Below are 15,603 nucleotides of genomic sequence, written 5' to 3' on the forward strand. Positions count from 1 at the left end.
GAGAGGCAGAGTTAGCGCAGAATTAATCACGCTGGCTGCGCCTGCCCGGCATGCATCAGCGTCCAGCCAATGCCGCGCACGTTGCGGATCAGCGCGCGACCGAAGCGCTTGCGCATCGAGTGGATGAGCACGTCGAGCGCATTGCTCTCCACTTCGTTGCCCCAGCCGTAGATGCGTTCTTCGAGTTGCGTGCGCGACAGAATCGCCTCGGGCCGTTCGAGCAGCGCATGCATCAGCGCGAATTCGCGCGCGGACAAGGGCGACGCCACGCCCTCGCGCAACAGCGTGCGACGGTCCAGATCGAGGCTCATCGAGTCGTCGCCGATGCAGGATGTCGCATAACCAGCCTGGCGGCGCAAAACCGCGCGGATGCGCGCCAGCACCTCGCGCACGTCGAAGGGCTTGAGCACGCAATCGTCCGCGCCGACATCGAGACTGCGCACGCGTGTTTCCGGATCGCTGCTTGCGGTGAACGTCAACATCGGCACCTTGTTGCCCGATTCGCGCGAGGCTCTCAGCAACTGGAGACCGCCGCCGCACAGCAGGCCGAGGTCGAGCAGCACGACCGCGTAGTAAGCCGCATCGATGGCCAGGCGTCCGGCTCTCGCATCGCGGACCCAGTCGACCTGGTAGCCGCCATCTTTCAAGGCCCGGAACAGGGCCTGCCCCATTTGCAGATCGTCTTCAACCAGTAACACGCGCATGATCTTCCTTCTTTTTTCGCAAGCGTTCGTCGCAGTTCATTGAAATGGCAGGCACACCATCGAAGATTCCTTTATTACGGATACCGAATCGAACGGGATGATGTTCCAGCGAATTGCCCGACGCCGCGATCATCGAAAATCAGTCGAGCGTGAGCAGTTTAGATTCGTGTCGAGATGTTGTCTGTCCTCACGAAACAGGACAGAACCATTCGATGTCAGCCGAGCAGAGCCGTCAGCGCAACGAGTTCGCGCTGCGTGCCGATGCCGAGTTTCGCCAGCGCGCGCTGCTTGTAGGTCACGACGCTCGCAGGCGATAGCGCGAGCATCGCGCCGACTGTCTTCGCGGTCTCGCCCTGCCCCAGAAGCTTCGCAACGGAACGTTCGCGCTCGGACAGCGCCGTGTGCCATTTGATCGAAATCTCGCGTGGCACGCTCGGCGTCGCGCGCAACCTCGAATGCGTCGAAGCGAGCGCGGCGAGAAAATCGGCGAAGGCGGCGATGCAGGCTTTGTCGCGTTCGCTGAAGCGCCCCATCGCGGTGGAGCGGTAGAGGCTGAGAAAGGCCGTGTGTTCCGTGCCGGGCGCGATGATCGACAGCTTGTCCGCGATGCCCGGCTCGATGAAGAAGCGCTCGAAATATTCGGCGTTCGATGCGCGATCCATCATCAGCGGGCGGACCGCGGGCATGAGCGGCTTTATCGTTTCGGTCGTTTCGGTCGTTTCGGTCACACCGATGTGGGCAAACTCGCGCACCAGCGGGTCGTCGCGATAACAACCGCCCACATACGCTTCAGTCAGCCGTGTGGCGACACCGCGCGCGCGCCGGCTCGCGAGCGCGGAAATGTGCGCGTCGCGCGACTTGACGTTGACGAGCACGCAATGCTCGATTTCGACGAGACCGGCCAGCGCCGCAATCAGGTTGTTGCCGAAATCGTCCGTGCCCGCCGCGCGCACGCAATTGGAGAAGGGAAGAATGGCTGCAAAGTCTCGCGGATTCATATGAATGCTCATTGCCCTGAAAACGATGCTGGGATCGCGCTCGAAGAGCAAAGAGCCGGGTTGCCCTCCGAGCGCTGGGAGGCAATGGCGCGCGAGCATATATCCGCGATGATGCACTGCGTGATCGATGTCTTGACGTCGCGCGAACGGACTGGCAGCTGGACTTCGTTTCATATGTCCACTTGAATACCAGTCATTCAAGTGGTCGCTATGTTAGGAAGGGGAAGTGGGACCGTCTTGTCGTTTTATCCCCGCAAAAGCGACGATTTCGGCATATTTTCGTCAATTGCAAAAGCGAGCCCGACTATGCGATGCAAGTCATTGCGCGACGCCAGAGATCTGATCGAACGTTCAGTCTCTCCTGTCGCTTTCGGGCTCATGCATGTCGCGTGACCGAAGACGCTCCATTACGAAGCACGGGTCGTGCGAACCTGCATGAACCCATGGTTTTCCCGATGACCGGTGCGGCTCGCAGCGAATCTCATTGCAAGGGATGAATGGCGATGATTACGTTGTCGTCCACATCGCTCGCGTATAGCGTCTGTCCGTTCCACAGCAGCGCCCCGATATCCGGCAGCGAAACCGGAAGCGATCCTTGCGGATGACGGCGGCCGTGGCGTTGGCGCCCTGATCGGTCACGTAGAGATTACCGGCGCTGTCCGACGCCATCATCCAGGGTCCGGCGAAAAGCGCGCCGCTGCCGGCGCCATCCGCGGAACCCGCCTGCCCAGGCGTTCCCGCGAGCGTCGATACCACGCCGTTGCTGATCTTGCGGATCGTGAAGTTGCCGGTATCCGCGACGAAAATATCGCCCGCTGCGTCCGACGCGAGGCCTTGCGGAATGTCGAATTGCGCGGAGGCCGCGGCTCCATCGGTCGAGCCCGTGGCGTCGACGACGCCCGCATACACGCTGACGGCCGGCTGCGTGGCGGGCGGCGATGGCGGCGGTGGCGGCGGATTCGACGACGACGACGAACTCCCGCCGCCGCCTCCGCACGCGCCCAGAAGGCTCGCCAGAGCGCCGATGACGACAAACCGTCCGATCGTGGACGAACCAGAAAGAGGCGAAACCATTTTCATAGGATATCGAAGCATATTTGCTGGAAGTGACCGGCATTTCCGGCCGGCATCGAAAAACTCGCGTGTGATCCTGCGCCACGAATTCTTCCCTTCCAGACTTAGTTGCCAATTACGCGCGGGCGTTGGCCGTCTCCGCCCCCGTGGCCAGCGCGCTCGGATCGGCGGAACGCGCTCAGCGAGCGCGCAAAAGGCTAGACAAAAACCCGACGCGACGTGGATACAGCGCAAAGCGGCCTGACGCGATGCCGTCCCCGCTAAGTGCTCCAGCGCACAAATCCCTTGGGGCATTTGCGTCCATAAGTGCGCCACCCCGCATAAAAGGCCGCTAAAAAAGACTTAGCGCTCAAGAGCCGCGCCTAAGGACAGCGACTAAGAAATTCGCTAAGAATGCTTGTCATTTACCCCTTGAGCCAAGGGGCTAAAGCTTTGTTCGCCAACGCACCGAAGGGGTAAATCAAAAGGATGTTTAATCTTGGCAAACGTGCAACCAGAAGCTCAAGAAAATGCGCGACACTAAAACAAATCTCAGCGGCTCAGGGAACGGTAATGTTGCCCGAATCGCGTTTTACCGAAGCTCAGGCGTGCGTATCGGTAATTTCGAGCGAGGAGGCAACTCATGACGCCCATCGTCTTTGGGGGGCGCTTCGGTTGGCTTCATGTCGGCCAGGGCAAGCAAGGGGTCGTGCTGTGCAACCCGTTCGGGCATGAAGAAGCGTGGGGGCACAAGGCCATGCGCTTTCTGGCCGAAGAGCTGTCGCGACGCGATATTCCGGTCCTGCGCTTCGACTATCTGGCCACGGGCGATTCGGTCGGCATCGATCACGAAGGCGATCGGCTCGATGACTTCGTCGCGGATATCGGCGCGGCTGTCGATCGCTTGCGCAAGGAAACGGGCGTAACGAAGGTGACGTTGTGCGGCTTGCGTCTCGGCGGGACTCTGGCTGCGCTTGCATCGCACCATCCGCTCGTGGATTCGCTGGCGCTGCTGGCTCCCGTCCTCAACGGCCGTCACTATCTGCGCGAGCTGACAGCGTTGCGCAAGACGTGGGTCGAGAATCTTCCCGTCGTCGTGCGTGAGGGGCAGATCGATTCACCCTTTCACGTACTCGGGCAGGTCTATAGCGAAGCGTTTCGCAACCGCCTGAGCGGGCTCGATCTCGGCAAGGCCATGAGCCGTCAGCCTGCCATGCCCAAGCGCGTATTCGTCGCCGATATGCGGCGCGGCGCGAGCCAGTCGCTATGCGTCGCACTGCGCGATCGAGGCGTCGAGGTCGAAACGGAAACCTTCGACGACTACTTCGATTTCATGCAGGAAACCGCATCGTCCACGTTGCCGGAAACGACGCTCAAGCGAACCGCCCAATGGATAGCGGACAGCATGAAGGAGAGCCGCGCCGACGATCTCGCATCGCTGCGCGCGAGAAAGGCCGCGCGGCCGGGCATGTGCGACGATGCGATCATCGAAACCCCGGAAGCGATCGAGCGCCCGGTGATCTTCGGCGCAGCGGGGCTCTTCGGCATCTTGTGCGAGCCGCGCGACCGGCTCGCGGGCGGCACGGTGATCGTCATCACGAATACCGCGGGCAGCGTGCATCATGGCGACAGTCGGCTGTCCGTGCGGATCGCGCGTGAAATGGCGCGGCGCGGCATCGCGTCGCTGCGCTTCGACGCGCGTGGCATTGGCGACAGTCCGGCGCGATCGCCTGACGGCACGCTGGACACCACGGCGACGATTCACGCGGAAAGCACGATCGAAGATGTCGGGACCGCGGCCGCATGGCTCAAGCGCAAAGGCTACGATACCGTCGTCATGTTCGGCATCTGCTCGGGTGCGTACAGCGCGTTGCGGGCATCGCTCGTCGAACCGGCTATCGCGGCTGTCATCGCCGTGAATCTGCAGCGCTTCTATATTCCCGAAAGGATGACGCTGCAAGAGTTGCGAAACCAGCGGCGCAACACGATGGCGCGTCTCGGACCCGCGCTTCTGAAGCCAGCTAAATGGTGGCTGGTTCTAAGCGGCAAGCGCGGCCTCAAGCCGATCATCAAGGCGTTCGCCTCGAATGCGGCGGCGCGGCTGCATTCGCAGTTGTTCAGCGTCAAGGCCAAAAAAGTCGTGCATACCGGCGAAACGTCGCTCACCGACCCGCACAGTGTGGTTCACGCGCTCGAACGCAAGGGCGTACGCACGCTGCTCGTGTATGGCGCGGGTGACGAGGGCCTCGATCAGCTCAATGCGCACTTCGGCAGGCACGGAAAGAAACTGTCGCGGATGACGAGAGTCAAGGCCGAGGTGTGTAAGGACGTCGATCACGCGCTCTACGATACGCGCGCATTCGCCAGCGTGATTGCGCTGTCGGCGACGTTCATCAACGATCTGCAACCGAAGAGCGTGCCGGTGATGGAGCCTGTTTCACCGCTCGGGGTTTCGCAGCAGTTGTGAAGGTGTGGGGGTGGGTGTGATGACGGACTGCTTGCGCGAGCAAGCAGTCCGTTTGTTCTTTCTGATCCCGCAAATCGACCCTGTCTGTCTTAAGCCGACAGCCCTCCGTATCCTGTCTCCCGTCATCCGACACATCGACTCCCGTCGAGCACCCGCGTATCGACTCAAAACTGCGCCAAGCGCAGATATTTTCTCTTGCAATCAATCTCTTAGATTAACCGAACAGATCTTCTAGCCCTGTCTGGCACGCCCCTCGCATATGTAGCTGCGAGCGCAACGATTGGTGCTCAACCAACCACCAAACCAGATACCCCAGGAGCTACATCATGTTGAAGATCGACAACCTCGCAGTCAGCAAAGAACTCGGCCGCGCTGAAATGGGCGCCATCGTCGGCGGCGCGAGCATCTTCCAGAACAACGGCATCAACTCCAACTACAACGGCGGCTTCTCGTTCGCCAGCCCGCAAACGAACGTCGCTCCCGTGACGCAAGTCGACGCTTCGCAACACACCGACGTCGACGTGAAGAACATCACCAAGTCGCTCGCTTCGGTCGGCAGCCTGCTCGGCGGCGTGGCGCTCTAAACCCTCATCCATTCATTCAAGTCCTCAGGAGAACCATCATGTTGAAGATCGACAACCTCGCAGTCAGCAAAGAACTCGGCCGTGCAGAAATGGGCGCCATCGTCGGCGGCGCGAGCATCTTCCAGAACAACGGCATCAACTCCAACTACAACGGCGGCTTCTCGTTCGCCAGCCCGCAAACCAACGTCGCTCCGGTGACGCAAGTCGATGCCTCGACGCACACGAACGTCGATCTGACGAACATCACGAAGTCGCTGACGTCGGTTGGCAGCGTGCTCGAAGGCGTGAAGCTCTAAACCCTCATCCATCCATTCAAGTCATCCGGAGAACCATCATGTTGAAGATCGACAACCTCGCAGTCAGCAAAGAACTCGGCCGTGCAGAAATGGGCGCTATCGTCGGCGGCGCGAGCATCTTCCAGAACAACGGCATCAACTCCAACTACAACGGCGGCTTCTCGTTCGCCAGCCCGCAAACGAACGTCGCTCCCGTGACGCAAGTCGATGCTTCGCAACACACCGACGTCGACGTGAAGAACATCACGAAGTCGCTCGACGCTGTCGGCAGCCTGCTCGGCGGCGTGAAGCTGTAAGCGTTACCCCGCGAAGGGAGAGGGAGCAACATTGTCTCCTTCTCCCCTTCATCGAAGGTCCTCTCTCTGAATTTTCCGGCCCTCGCGCGCAATGCGCGGATCTACGCGGCCACCGTTTCCTTCCGTTTCGAAATCCGACGCCTCAGGGCAATCGCCTAGTTGACAGCGTCATTTTTGACTCCCTACACTGCATACATCGCTGCACACATTTAAATACGCAAACATGTGTGGTGCAAATTCCGATGTCATATGCGGGTTTACTCTTATTCGGGAGTCGATCATGGTTCAGTTGTCCCGTTTCACCCTTCGTGCTGTCGCGTGCCTGGCATTTGTCGGCTTGGCGGCCGCCCATACGCCCGTTCGGGCCGAAGACGGCAGTGCCTGGCAAAGCGTGAAGAAGGCTGGCGTGCTTCGTTGCGGTGCCGCGGTCGCGCCGCCGTACGTGATGCGCGACCCGAAGACGGGCGATTACAGCGGCTTCTTTTCGGAGTTGTGCCGCAACTTCGGGCAGAACGTACTGAAGGTGAAGGTCGAGTTCGTCGATACGACATGGGACAACATCGTCGCCGGCCTGCAATCGGACAAGTGGGATCTGTCGATGGCGCTGAATCAGACACCGGAGCGCGAAAAAGCGGTCTCGTTTTCGACGCCCGCGACGGACTACAACGTGTCGTTTGTCTATAACAAGAACAACCCGAAGATCCCCAAGGGCGCGCGCAGCATCGCCGACATCGACAAGCCGGGCGTGACAGTCGCCGTGATGTCGGGCGCGGCGCAGGACAAGGCGATCACGGCGACATTGAAGCAGGCGCGCATCATGCGGCTGCCGGGCAACGACGAAACCCGCCTCGCGCTGATGTCGAAGCGCGCCGATCTTCTCGCCGATGCCAACATCACCAACATGCTCCTGACCGAGGCGCATCCCGACTGGGCCGCGACGGTCCAGCCGAGTCCGCCACTCGCGCAACAGGAAGTCGCGTTCGGCGTGCGCAAGGAAACCTCCGCCGCCGATCTCGCCGTGCTCAACGATTTCGTGAACTCGCAAGTCAGAACGGGCGCTGTCGACAAACTCATCAAGACGTCTGTCCAGGCGATGCTGGTCGCAAACAAGTGATGTAACGCGCCAATTCGCGCCGTGTTCGATTCTCTTCGAACAGGATACCTAAGCATCGCGCGCTCTTTAGCGCGCTTGCTGGAGAGATTTCATGCTGTCATCGCAAACCATGATCGCTCAACACGACGTTCCGCCGGCGGTGATCGACTTTTCGCCTTCGACATCCGGCGAGTTCGTGCAATTCAGTGATGTCTACAAGTCCTATGGCGAGAATCTGGTCGTCATGGATCACATGAACCTCGACATGCGCGAGGACGACCGCCTCGTCATCATCGGCCCGAGCGGCAGCGGCAAGAGTTCGCTACTGCGCGTCATGATGGGACTCGAAGGCATTCAGGGCGGACAAATCGGGTTTCAGGGCAAGCCGTATATCTTCGGCGCCGACGCGGGACGCGCGAAGCGTATCGACGCGAAGCTGCAAAAGCAGATCGGCATGGTGTTTCAGCACTACACGCTGTTTCCGCATCTGTCCGTGCTGGGCAATCTGATTCTCGCGCCGGTCAAGGTGGGCGGCCTCTCGAAAGCCGAAGCGACCGAGCGCGCGCGCCTGTATCTCGCGCGGCTCGGTCTCGAAAGCAAGTTGCACGCATATCCGAGCCAGCTTTCGGGCGGCCAGAAGCAGCGCGTCGCGATTGCCCGCGCACTGATGCTCGAACCGAAGCTGATGCTGTTCGACGAAGTCACCTCCGCGCTCGATCCGGAGATGGTCATCGAAGTCCAGAACGTGATGCTCCAGCTCGCCGAACAGAAGATGGCGATGATCATCGTCACGCACGACATGCACTTCGCCCGCGATATCGCCACGCGCGTGGTGTTCTGCGCGAGCGGCAAGATCGTGGAACAGGGCGCGCCCGCCGACATGTTCAAGTGCCCGAAGCAGGCTCGCACGCGCGAGTTCCTCGAGAAAGTGCTGCATCTCGACTGAGGCTCGACATGAACTATCAATTCGATTTCCGCTTTCTCGAAGGCAGCTTCGGCGCCCTGCTCGATGGCCTCCGGGTCACGATCGAACTGGCCGCCGCATCGAACCTCATGGGCCTCGTGCTCGGCTTCGCGCTCTGTCTTCTGGCGATGAGCCGCTGGACGATCGTGCGCTGGCCGGCGCAGTTGTTCATCGAATTTTTCCGCTGCACGCCGGCGCTCCTGCAGATCGTCTGGTTCTTCTACTGCGTGCCGATGATGGTCGACGTATTCATCGACCCGATCCTGATGGGCGTGCTCGCGCTCGGGCTCAATCTCACCGCATTCAATGCGGAAGCCTACCGCGCGGGCGTGCAGGCCGTGCCGAAGGAGCATCTCGACGCCTGCGTCGCGCTCGGTCTCAAGCCCTGGCAGCGCACGATGTATGTGGTCCTGCCGCAGGCGCTGCGCACCGCGATGCCCGTGCTGATGACCAACGGCATCGGCAGTCTGCAGCAGAGCGCGCTCGTCGCCATCGTCGCGGTGGCGGACCTGATGTATGTGGGCAAGAGCCTCGCGACCGAAGCGTATCGGCCGCTCGAAACCTACACCGTCGTCGCGCTGATCTATTTCGCGCTGTCCCTGCCGATCGCGAAGCTCGTCCATGTGATCGAGCGCCGCCAGGACCTCGCGGTCGAGCGTTGAGGAGAGGACCATGCAACTCGACTTTTCCGCCGTTTTCCCCTACTGGCTCGTGCTGCTCAAGGGGCTTGCATTGACCATCGCGTTCACCGGCAGTTGCGCCGTGATCGGCAGTCTCGCGGGCTTCGTGCTGAGCCTGTTGCGCATGTCGCCCTCGCGCTGGATGAAAGCGGCGACCACGCTCTATGTGGAGTTCTTTCGCGGCACGCCGCTGTTGATTCAGCTCTTCTGGGTGTTCTTCTGTTTCCCGGTCGTCTTTCACCTTCCGCTTCCGCCGTATGTGTCGGTCGTGATCTCGTTGACGCTCTACATGGCGGCGATCACCAGCGAAACGTTTCGCGGCGCGCTCAAATCGATCTCCGCCGAACAGCACGACGCCTGCATCGCGCTGAGTCTCTCGCCGCAGGCCAAGATTCTTTATGTGATCTTCCCGCAAGCGCTGCTGCGCGCGATTCCGCCGCTGCTATCCAACGTCGTCAGCCTGTTCAAGGAAAGCGCGCTGATCTCCTCGGTGGGCGTCGCGGACCTGATGTTCGTCGGCCAGAACATCTCGAACAGCACGGCCAAGCCGGTGGAGTTCCTGACGACCGTTGCGATCATTTACTTCCTCGTCGCTTTTCCGCTCACGCGTCTCGTCGGCGTGGTCGAGATGCGATTGCTCAGGCGTTACGCCTACTAACCCCAATCAACGACTCATCGTTCAATGGAGCAACTCATGCAGATGAAAGGCATTCTTCCCGCACTCGTCACGCCGTTCGGCAGTTCCGGCGCGGTCGATCACGACACGCTCGCGAACCTCGTCGAATTTCAGTTGAAGGCCGGCGTCAAGGGCTTCGTGCCGCTCGGCTCGACGGGCGAATACTACGCGCTCACCCACGACGAGCGCCGCGCGATCCTGAAGACCGTGCGCGAAGTCGTCGGCGAGCGCGGGATGCTGATCGGCGGCGCGAACGGATCGTGCACGCGCGAGGTCATCGAACAGACGCAACTGGTTCGCGACGCGGGCTACAAGACCGTTCTCATCGCGCCGCCGTACTACGCGCTGCCGTCGCAACAGGAACTGATCGGCCATTACGACGCGATTCTCAAGGCGGTGCCGGACGCCGATCTCGTGCTGTACAACTATCCCGTGCGCACGAACGTGGAAGTCGGCTTCGAAGTGCTCGAAGCGTTCAAGGACCACCCGCGCGTGGTCGGCATCAAGGAAAGCAGCGGCAATCTGCTGCGCGCGATCGAAATCGGCGAGAAGTACAAGGATCACTATCAGCTTTCCTGCGGCTCCGACGACCAGGCGCTCGACTTCTTCCTGTGGGGCGCGTCGAGCTGGATCTGCGGTCCCGCAAACTGCTTCGTGAAGCACGTCGTGGACTTCCATGCCAGGTTCGAGTCAGGCGACATTCGCGGCGCGCAGGACGTGATGCGCTCGCTCTTCCCCGTCATGGCGACGATGGAATCCGGCAAGTTCGTGCAGAAGGTGAAGTACGGGTGCGAACTCGCGGGCTTCAAGGTCGGGGCCGCGCGCATGCCGCTGCAGCCGCTCACGGATGACGAGAAGGCGGCGTTCCGCGAGGTGTTCGAAGCGGCGCAAGGTTGACGATATCGAGCGGGGCATCCGGATGAGCACACATCACTTCAAGAGCATCGAAGGACATACCGAGGGCATGCCGGTACGCATGGTGATCGACGGCGCGCCGCCGCTTGCCGGCGCGACCATGGAAGCGCGTCGCAAGGCGTTCGTCGAGCATCACGACTGGATTCGCCGCGCGCTGATGCTGGAGCCGCGCGGGCACGCGCACATGTCGGGCACGCTGCTCTATCCGCCCATTTCCGTCGACGCGGACATGAGCCTGCTGTTCATCGAAACGTCGGGCTGCCTGCCGATGTGCGGCCATGCATCGATCGGCTCGGTGTCCTTCGCGCTCGAAGCGGGGCTCGTGCGGCCGAAGTCGCCGGGCACGGTCATCGTCGACGTGCCCGCCGGCAAGCTCACCGCGAAGGTCGAGATGGACGGCGCGCGCGTGTCATCGGTGCGCTTCACCAACGTGCCGGGCTTCCTGCTTCACCGCGATGTCGAGATCGTGCATCCGCATTTCGGCGCGCTTGCCGTCGATATCGCGTACGGCGGAAACTTCTATCCGATCGTCGAGGTGCAACCGAATTTCCCGGGCTGCGAGCACTTCACGCCGGATCAACTGCTGGCCTGGGGCCGGCAGATGCAAACGGCCGTGAACGCTACGATCGACGTGATTCATCCGGATCATCCGGGCATACGCGGCGTGAATCACACGATGTGGACAGGCGCGCCCATGTCGAATGACGCCGATGCGCGCGCGGTCGTCATCGCAGGTGACAGTCTTGTCGATCGTTCGCCGTGCGGGACCGGTACCTCGGCCCGCGTCGCGCAACGGCACGCGCGCGGGCTGCTCGATATCGGTCAGGCGTTCCGTCATCAAAGCCTGATCGGCAGCTGTTTCATCGGACGGGTCGAATCGACGACGAAACTCACGAACGGTCTCGACGCCGTTCTGCCCAGCGTCGAAGGCCGCGCGTGGCTGACCGGGCGCGCGGAGTATTACGTCGATGACGCGCAGCCCTACGCTCATGGCTTCAGCTTGCAGGAGTATGTGAAGTGAACGCCGTTCCTCGCGAAGTCTCCGCGCACCATCCGCTCCCTTTCAGCCAGGAAACCGCCGTGGTGATCGGCGGCGGCATCGTCGGACTGTGCTGCGCGCTCTATCTGCAACGCGGCGGTTACGCCGTCACGCTGATCGACCCGCAAGCGCCGGGCAACAGCACGGCCAAATGGAGCTGCGGCCAGATGGCGGTGAGCGAGATCATTCCGCTGTCGAAGCCCGGCATTCTGATGAAGATACCCGGCTGGCTCATGGATCAGAAGGGTCCGCTCGCGCTGCGTCCGCGCGCGCTGCCGGGCATCGTCCCGTGGTTTCTCCGCTTTCTCATGTGCGCGCGGCACGCGAAGATCGTCGAGATCGCGCAGTCGATGGCCACGCTCACGCACGACGTCTATAGCGACTACGCGCCGCTGCTCGACGCCTGCGCCGACAAGACGTTGCTCGGCGAACGCCCCGTTCTCGAAGTCTTCGACGATCCTGTCGCGCTGACGCGCGAAGCGCCGCATCTCGCGCTGCGCGAATCGCTCGGCTTCAAGTCGCAGCGGCTGAATGCGAAAGACATCGGCGATCTCGAACCGGCGCTCGCGGGCAAGTTCTCGCATGGCGTCATGTTCGACGACTGGCGCGCCGTGAAAGACACGATGGGCTTCCTTACCGCGCTGACCGATAGCTTCATCGCGCAAGGCGGACGGCGCGTGGAAAGCGAAGCGCGCCGCATCGACGAATCGAACGGACAGGCGACCGGCGTCACGCTCGCCAACGGCGAACGGCTGGCTGCACGGCATGTCGTCGTGGCCGCGGGCACCGGCGCGCGGCGCTTCTTCGATTCGCTCGGCGTGAACGTGCCCCTCGCGGGCATCGCGGGTTATCAGGCGGTCGTGTCGGACCCGGGCGTCGAGATTCGCCATTCGGTCATCTATGCGGACGGCGGCTTCTGCTTCACGCCGATGACGCGCGGGCTGCAGATCGGCGGCACGATCGAATTCGCGGGACACGGCGCGAAGCCCAACTTCGGGCGCGCGGAGATCATCCTCGAGAAGGCGAAGCGCGTATTGCCCGGGATGCGCGCGACGCAGGTCGAGTACGGCGTCGGCTATCGGCCATTCATGCCCGACACGAAGCCCGTCATCGACCGCTCGCGCAGGCTCGGCAATGTGTACATGGCGTTCGGTCACGGCCAGCTCGGACTCACGCTCGGCGCGACCACCGGGCGGCTGATCGCGGACATGGTCGCGGGTCGCGCGACAAAGCAAAACCTCGCGCCGTTCAGCGCCTATCGCTTTTCCTGACGAGACGAATTCATGAAATCGTATGAACAACTTTTCATCGACGGACGCTGGGTCGCACCCGTCAGGGCCGGCCGCTTCGACACCATCGATCCGAGTAACGAGGAAGTCATTGCGAGCGTGGCGGCGGCGACGGCCGAGGATATCGATATCGCGGTGAAGGCCGCGCGCAAGGCCTTCGACGAAGGCCCGTGGCCGCGCATGCGCGGCGCCGAGCGCGCGGCCGTGTTGCGCCGTATCGGCAAGGGCATTCGCGAACGTCTTCAGGAACTCGCGGAAATCGAAGTGCGCGACAACGGCAAGCCGCTTGCCGAAGCGCTCTGGGATCTGGGCGATGCCGCCGGTTGCTTCGAGTACTACGCCGGTCTCGCGGAGAAGCTCGATGAGCACGCGGAAACGCCCATCGCACTCTCCGACGACCGTTTCAGCTCGGTCGCGCGCAAGGAGCCGGTCGGCGTCGCGGGCGCGATCATTCCGTGGAATTTCCCGATGCTGATGGCCGCGTGGAAAGTCGCGCCTGCGCTGGCCGCAGGCTGCACGATGGTTCTGAAGCCCTCGGAGCTGACGCCGCTCACGGCGCTCGAACTCGCCGGCATCGCCGCGAACGCGGATCTGCCGCCGGGCGTGCTCAATGTCGTGACGGGATTCGGCCATGACGCGGGCGCGCCCTTGAGCGAGCATCCGGGCATCGACAAGCTCGCGTTCACCGGCAGCGTGCCGACCGGCAGCCGCATCATGCAGGCCGCCGCGCGCGACATCAAGAACGTGAGTCTCGAACTGGGCGGCAAGTCGCCGTTCATCGTCTTCGATGACAGCGATATCGATGCGGCCGTCGAATGGATCATGTTCGGCATCTTCTGGAATCAGGGCGAAGTGTGTTCGGCCACGTCGCGCGTGCTCGTGCAGCGCGGCATCCATGACCGGCTGGTGGATCGGCTGAAAGAGGAAACGCGCAGGATCACCATCGGCAATGGACTTCAGGACGGTGTGCTGCTCGGCCCGCTCGTCAGCAAGGGGCAATACGACAAGGTGCGTGAAGCCGTCGAGCGCGGCGTGAGCGAAGGCGCGCGCCTCGTCACGGGCGGCGGACGGCCCGCGCATCTCGACAAGGGCTACTTCATGGAACCCGTCGTGTTCGCGGACGTGCCCGCCGATAGCTGGATCTGGAACGAAGAGATTTTCGGGCCGGTCGTGTGCATCCGTGCTTTCGATGAGGAATCCGAAGCCGTTCGGTATGCCAACGATTCCCGCTTTGGTCTTGCAGCGGCCGTGATGTCGCGCAATCTCGCACGCTGCGAGCGTGTCGCGCGGGCGTTGCGCGCGGGCATCGTGTGGATCAATTGCAGCCAGCCGACTTTCACCGAAGCGCCGTGGGGCGGCTACAAGCAAAGCGGCATCGGCCGCGAACTCGGCGAGTGGGGTTTGAACAACTATCTCGAGACCAAGCAGATCACGCGCTACGACAGCGACAAGCCGTGGGGCTGGTACATCAAATAAGGCCAACGACCATGCGCTGGAAAAAGACGCTTCAACTCGTCGACGTGCATTGCGAAGGCGAAATCGGCAAGGTGATCACCGGAGGTGTCATCGGCATTCCGGGCGAAACCATGCTCGACAAGATGAACTACATCAACGAAGTGGACGACAGCCTGCGCCGGCTCGTCACGCTGGAGCCGCGCGGCTGTCTGCAGATGTCGGTGAATCTATTGCTTGCGCCGACGAAACCCGAAGCGCATGCGGGGTTCATCGTGCTGCAATCGGACAAGGCGCATCCGATGTCCGGCAGCAACGCGATCTGCGTCGTCACCGCGTTACTCGAACTCGGCATGGTCGAGATGCGCGAGCCGGAAACGACCGTCGTGCTCGACACGCCCGCGGGACTCGTCACCGCGCGCGCGTCCTGCAAGGACGGACGCTGCACGGGTGTGTCACTGGACATGGTGCCCGCGTTCGTCGAGCAACTGGATGTGAATGTCGAGACCGCGCGCTTCGGGACGATCAAGGCGGACATCGCGTTCGGCGGCGTGTATTACGCGCTGATCGATGTCGACCAGGTCGGGCTCGCGATCGCGCCCGAGCACGCGCGCGAGCTTGCCGAGCTGGGGGTCGCGCTGAAGGACATCATCAACGGGCAGATTCGCGTTCGGCATCCGCTCTTTCCGCAGATCGACGAAGTCGCCTATGTCATGTTCCGCAATCGCCTCGGCGACGCGCTGTATCAGACCTGCACGACGCTGCCTCCGGGACGCGTCGATCGATCGCCGTGCGGCACCGGCAGTTCGGCCAATCTCGCGGCCTTGGCGGCGCGCGGACTGGTCGATGTCGGCAGCCGGCTGACATCGCGTTCGACCATCGGCGGCGAATTCGAAGTCGAATTGCTCGGCAAGACCGAAGTCGGCGGCAAACCGGCCGTGCTGCCGCGCATTCGCGGGCGCGCGTGGGTGTACGGATTCCAGCAGATCGGCGTCGATCCCGACGATCCGCTCGCCGCCGGTTTCATGCTGAGCGATACTTGGGGCACCGGCTTCCCGGCCGCCTGAGACGGAGCGCGCACGATGATAAACTTGAAC

Annotated in this window: 16 protein-coding genes; 13 read left to right on the forward strand and 3 right to left on the reverse strand. The window is 62.2% G+C overall.

The window, feature by feature from the left end; translation table 11 throughout:
- Positions 1–26: 26 nt before the first annotated feature.
- The 3 genes from NK8_RS40285 to NK8_RS40295 form a co-directional block, all read right to left on the reverse strand.
- Positions 27–704 carry a response regulator transcription factor gene (locus NK8_RS40285; RefSeq protein WP_162069344.1) on the reverse strand — a complete coding sequence of 226 codons (678 nt, stop codon included), beginning with the start codon at positions 702–704 and terminating at the stop codon, positions 27–29.
- Between the two features lie 215 nt (positions 705–919).
- Complete coding sequence (locus NK8_RS40290; protein ID WP_225936657.1) at positions 920–1,702, reverse strand: helix-turn-helix transcriptional regulator; 783 nt, start codon at positions 1,700–1,702, stop codon at positions 920–922.
- A gap of 507 nt (positions 1,703–2,209) precedes the next feature.
- Positions 2,210–2,782, reverse strand: a complete 573-nt coding sequence (locus tag NK8_RS40295; RefSeq protein ID WP_213234220.1) for a hypothetical protein — start codon at positions 2,780–2,782, stop codon at positions 2,210–2,212.
- A gap of 616 nt (positions 2,783–3,398) precedes the next feature.
- Between NK8_RS40295 and NK8_RS40300 the strand changes: the two genes are divergently transcribed.
- The 13 genes from NK8_RS40300 to NK8_RS40360 all read left to right on the forward strand — a co-directional run bounded on the left by NK8_RS40300 (position 3,399) and on the right by NK8_RS40360 (position 15,573).
- Positions 3,399–5,222 carry an alpha/beta fold hydrolase gene (locus tag NK8_RS40300; protein WP_213234221.1) on the forward strand — a complete coding sequence of 608 codons (1,824 nt, stop codon included), beginning with the start codon at positions 3,399–3,401 and terminating at the stop codon, positions 5,220–5,222.
- Positions 5,223–5,548: 326 nt separating this feature from the next.
- A complete protein-coding gene (locus NK8_RS40305) occupies positions 5,549–5,806 on the forward strand; it encodes a hypothetical protein (protein WP_061177564.1) in 258 nt (85 codons plus the stop codon).
- A gap of 38 nt (positions 5,807–5,844) precedes the next feature.
- On the forward strand, positions 5,845–6,102 hold the full coding sequence (locus tag NK8_RS40310) for a hypothetical protein (RefSeq protein ID WP_162069349.1): 258 nt from the start codon (positions 5,845–5,847) through the stop codon (positions 6,100–6,102).
- Between the two features lie 38 nt (positions 6,103–6,140).
- Positions 6,141–6,398 carry a hypothetical protein gene (locus NK8_RS40315; RefSeq protein WP_162069350.1) on the forward strand — a complete coding sequence of 86 codons (258 nt, stop codon included), beginning with the start codon at positions 6,141–6,143 and terminating at the stop codon, positions 6,396–6,398.
- A 280-nt stretch (positions 6,399–6,678) separates the two neighbouring features.
- Positions 6,679–7,512 carry a transporter substrate-binding domain-containing protein gene (locus tag NK8_RS40320; protein WP_213234222.1) on the forward strand — a complete coding sequence of 278 codons (834 nt, stop codon included), beginning with the start codon at positions 6,679–6,681 and terminating at the stop codon, positions 7,510–7,512.
- A 109-nt stretch (positions 7,513–7,621) separates the two neighbouring features.
- A complete protein-coding gene (locus NK8_RS40325; protein ID WP_301549931.1) occupies positions 7,622–8,437 on the forward strand; it encodes an amino acid ABC transporter ATP-binding protein in 816 nt (271 codons plus the stop codon).
- Positions 8,438–8,445: 8 nt separating this feature from the next.
- Positions 8,446–9,117 carry an amino acid ABC transporter permease gene (locus tag NK8_RS40330; protein ID WP_213234223.1) on the forward strand — a complete coding sequence of 224 codons (672 nt, stop codon included), beginning with the start codon at positions 8,446–8,448 and terminating at the stop codon, positions 9,115–9,117.
- Between the two features lie 10 nt (positions 9,118–9,127).
- On the forward strand, positions 9,128–9,793 hold the full coding sequence (locus NK8_RS40335; RefSeq protein ID WP_162069353.1) for an amino acid ABC transporter permease: 666 nt from the start codon (positions 9,128–9,130) through the stop codon (positions 9,791–9,793).
- A gap of 36 nt (positions 9,794–9,829) precedes the next feature.
- Positions 9,830–10,708 carry a dihydrodipicolinate synthase family protein gene (locus NK8_RS40340; protein WP_213234224.1) on the forward strand — a complete coding sequence of 293 codons (879 nt, stop codon included), beginning with the start codon at positions 9,830–9,832 and terminating at the stop codon, positions 10,706–10,708.
- 22 nt (positions 10,709–10,730) lie between these two features.
- Entirely contained in the window at positions 10,731–11,747 is a 1,017-nt protein-coding gene (locus tag NK8_RS40345; RefSeq protein WP_213234225.1) for a 4-hydroxyproline epimerase, read from the forward strand.
- Positions 11,744–13,036 (forward strand): FAD-binding oxidoreductase, encoded by a 1,293-nt coding sequence (locus tag NK8_RS40350; protein ID WP_213234226.1) that lies wholly within the window; start codon positions 11,744–11,746, stop codon positions 13,034–13,036. Before NK8_RS40345 ends, NK8_RS40350 begins: the two co-directional genes overlap by 4 nt.
- A gap of 12 nt (positions 13,037–13,048) precedes the next feature.
- Positions 13,049–14,530 carry an aldehyde dehydrogenase family protein gene (locus tag NK8_RS40355; RefSeq protein WP_213234227.1) on the forward strand — a complete coding sequence of 494 codons (1,482 nt, stop codon included), beginning with the start codon at positions 13,049–13,051 and terminating at the stop codon, positions 14,528–14,530.
- A gap of 11 nt (positions 14,531–14,541) precedes the next feature.
- Positions 14,542–15,573 (forward strand): proline racemase family protein, encoded by a 1,032-nt coding sequence (locus tag NK8_RS40360; RefSeq protein WP_213234228.1) that lies wholly within the window; start codon positions 14,542–14,544, stop codon positions 15,571–15,573.
- Positions 15,574–15,603: the final 30 nt, after the last annotated feature.

It is taken from the genome of Caballeronia sp. NK8 (assembly GCF_018408855.1).
GTDB lineage: Bacteria > Pseudomonadota > Gammaproteobacteria > Burkholderiales > Burkholderiaceae > Caballeronia.

Excerpts from the sequence above, each read along its gene's own strand:
- NK8_RS40285 (WP_162069344.1), bottom strand. The coding sequence starts at position 704 with ATGCGCGTGTTACTGGTTGAAGACGATCTGCAAATGGGGCAGGCCCTG.
- NK8_RS40290 (WP_225936657.1), bottom strand. The coding sequence starts at position 1,702 with ATGAATCCGCGAGACTTTGCAGCCATTCTTCCCTTCTCCAATTGCGTG.
- NK8_RS40295 (WP_213234220.1), bottom strand. The coding sequence starts at position 2,782 with ATGAAAATGGTTTCGCCTCTTTCTGGTTCGTCCACGATCGGACGGTTT.
- NK8_RS40300 (WP_213234221.1), top strand. The coding sequence starts at position 3,399 with ATGACGCCCATCGTCTTTGGGGGGCGCTTCGGTTGGCTTCATGTCGGC.
- NK8_RS40305 (WP_061177564.1), top strand. The coding sequence starts at position 5,549 with ATGTTGAAGATCGACAACCTCGCAGTCAGCAAAGAACTCGGCCGCGCT.
- NK8_RS40310 (WP_162069349.1), top strand. The coding sequence starts at position 5,845 with ATGTTGAAGATCGACAACCTCGCAGTCAGCAAAGAACTCGGCCGTGCA.
- NK8_RS40315 (WP_162069350.1), top strand. The coding sequence starts at position 6,141 with ATGTTGAAGATCGACAACCTCGCAGTCAGCAAAGAACTCGGCCGTGCA.
- NK8_RS40320 (WP_213234222.1), top strand. The coding sequence starts at position 6,679 with ATGGTTCAGTTGTCCCGTTTCACCCTTCGTGCTGTCGCGTGCCTGGCA.
- NK8_RS40325 (WP_301549931.1), top strand. The coding sequence starts at position 7,622 with ATGATCGCTCAACACGACGTTCCGCCGGCGGTGATCGACTTTTCGCCT.
- NK8_RS40330 (WP_213234223.1), top strand. The coding sequence starts at position 8,446 with ATGAACTATCAATTCGATTTCCGCTTTCTCGAAGGCAGCTTCGGCGCC.
- NK8_RS40335 (WP_162069353.1), top strand. The coding sequence starts at position 9,128 with ATGCAACTCGACTTTTCCGCCGTTTTCCCCTACTGGCTCGTGCTGCTC.
- NK8_RS40340 (WP_213234224.1), top strand. The coding sequence starts at position 9,830 with ATGCAGATGAAAGGCATTCTTCCCGCACTCGTCACGCCGTTCGGCAGT.
- NK8_RS40345 (WP_213234225.1), top strand. The coding sequence starts at position 10,731 with ATGAGCACACATCACTTCAAGAGCATCGAAGGACATACCGAGGGCATG.
- NK8_RS40355 (WP_213234227.1), top strand. The coding sequence starts at position 13,049 with ATGAAATCGTATGAACAACTTTTCATCGACGGACGCTGGGTCGCACCC.
- NK8_RS40360 (WP_213234228.1), top strand. The coding sequence starts at position 14,542 with ATGCGCTGGAAAAAGACGCTTCAACTCGTCGACGTGCATTGCGAAGGC.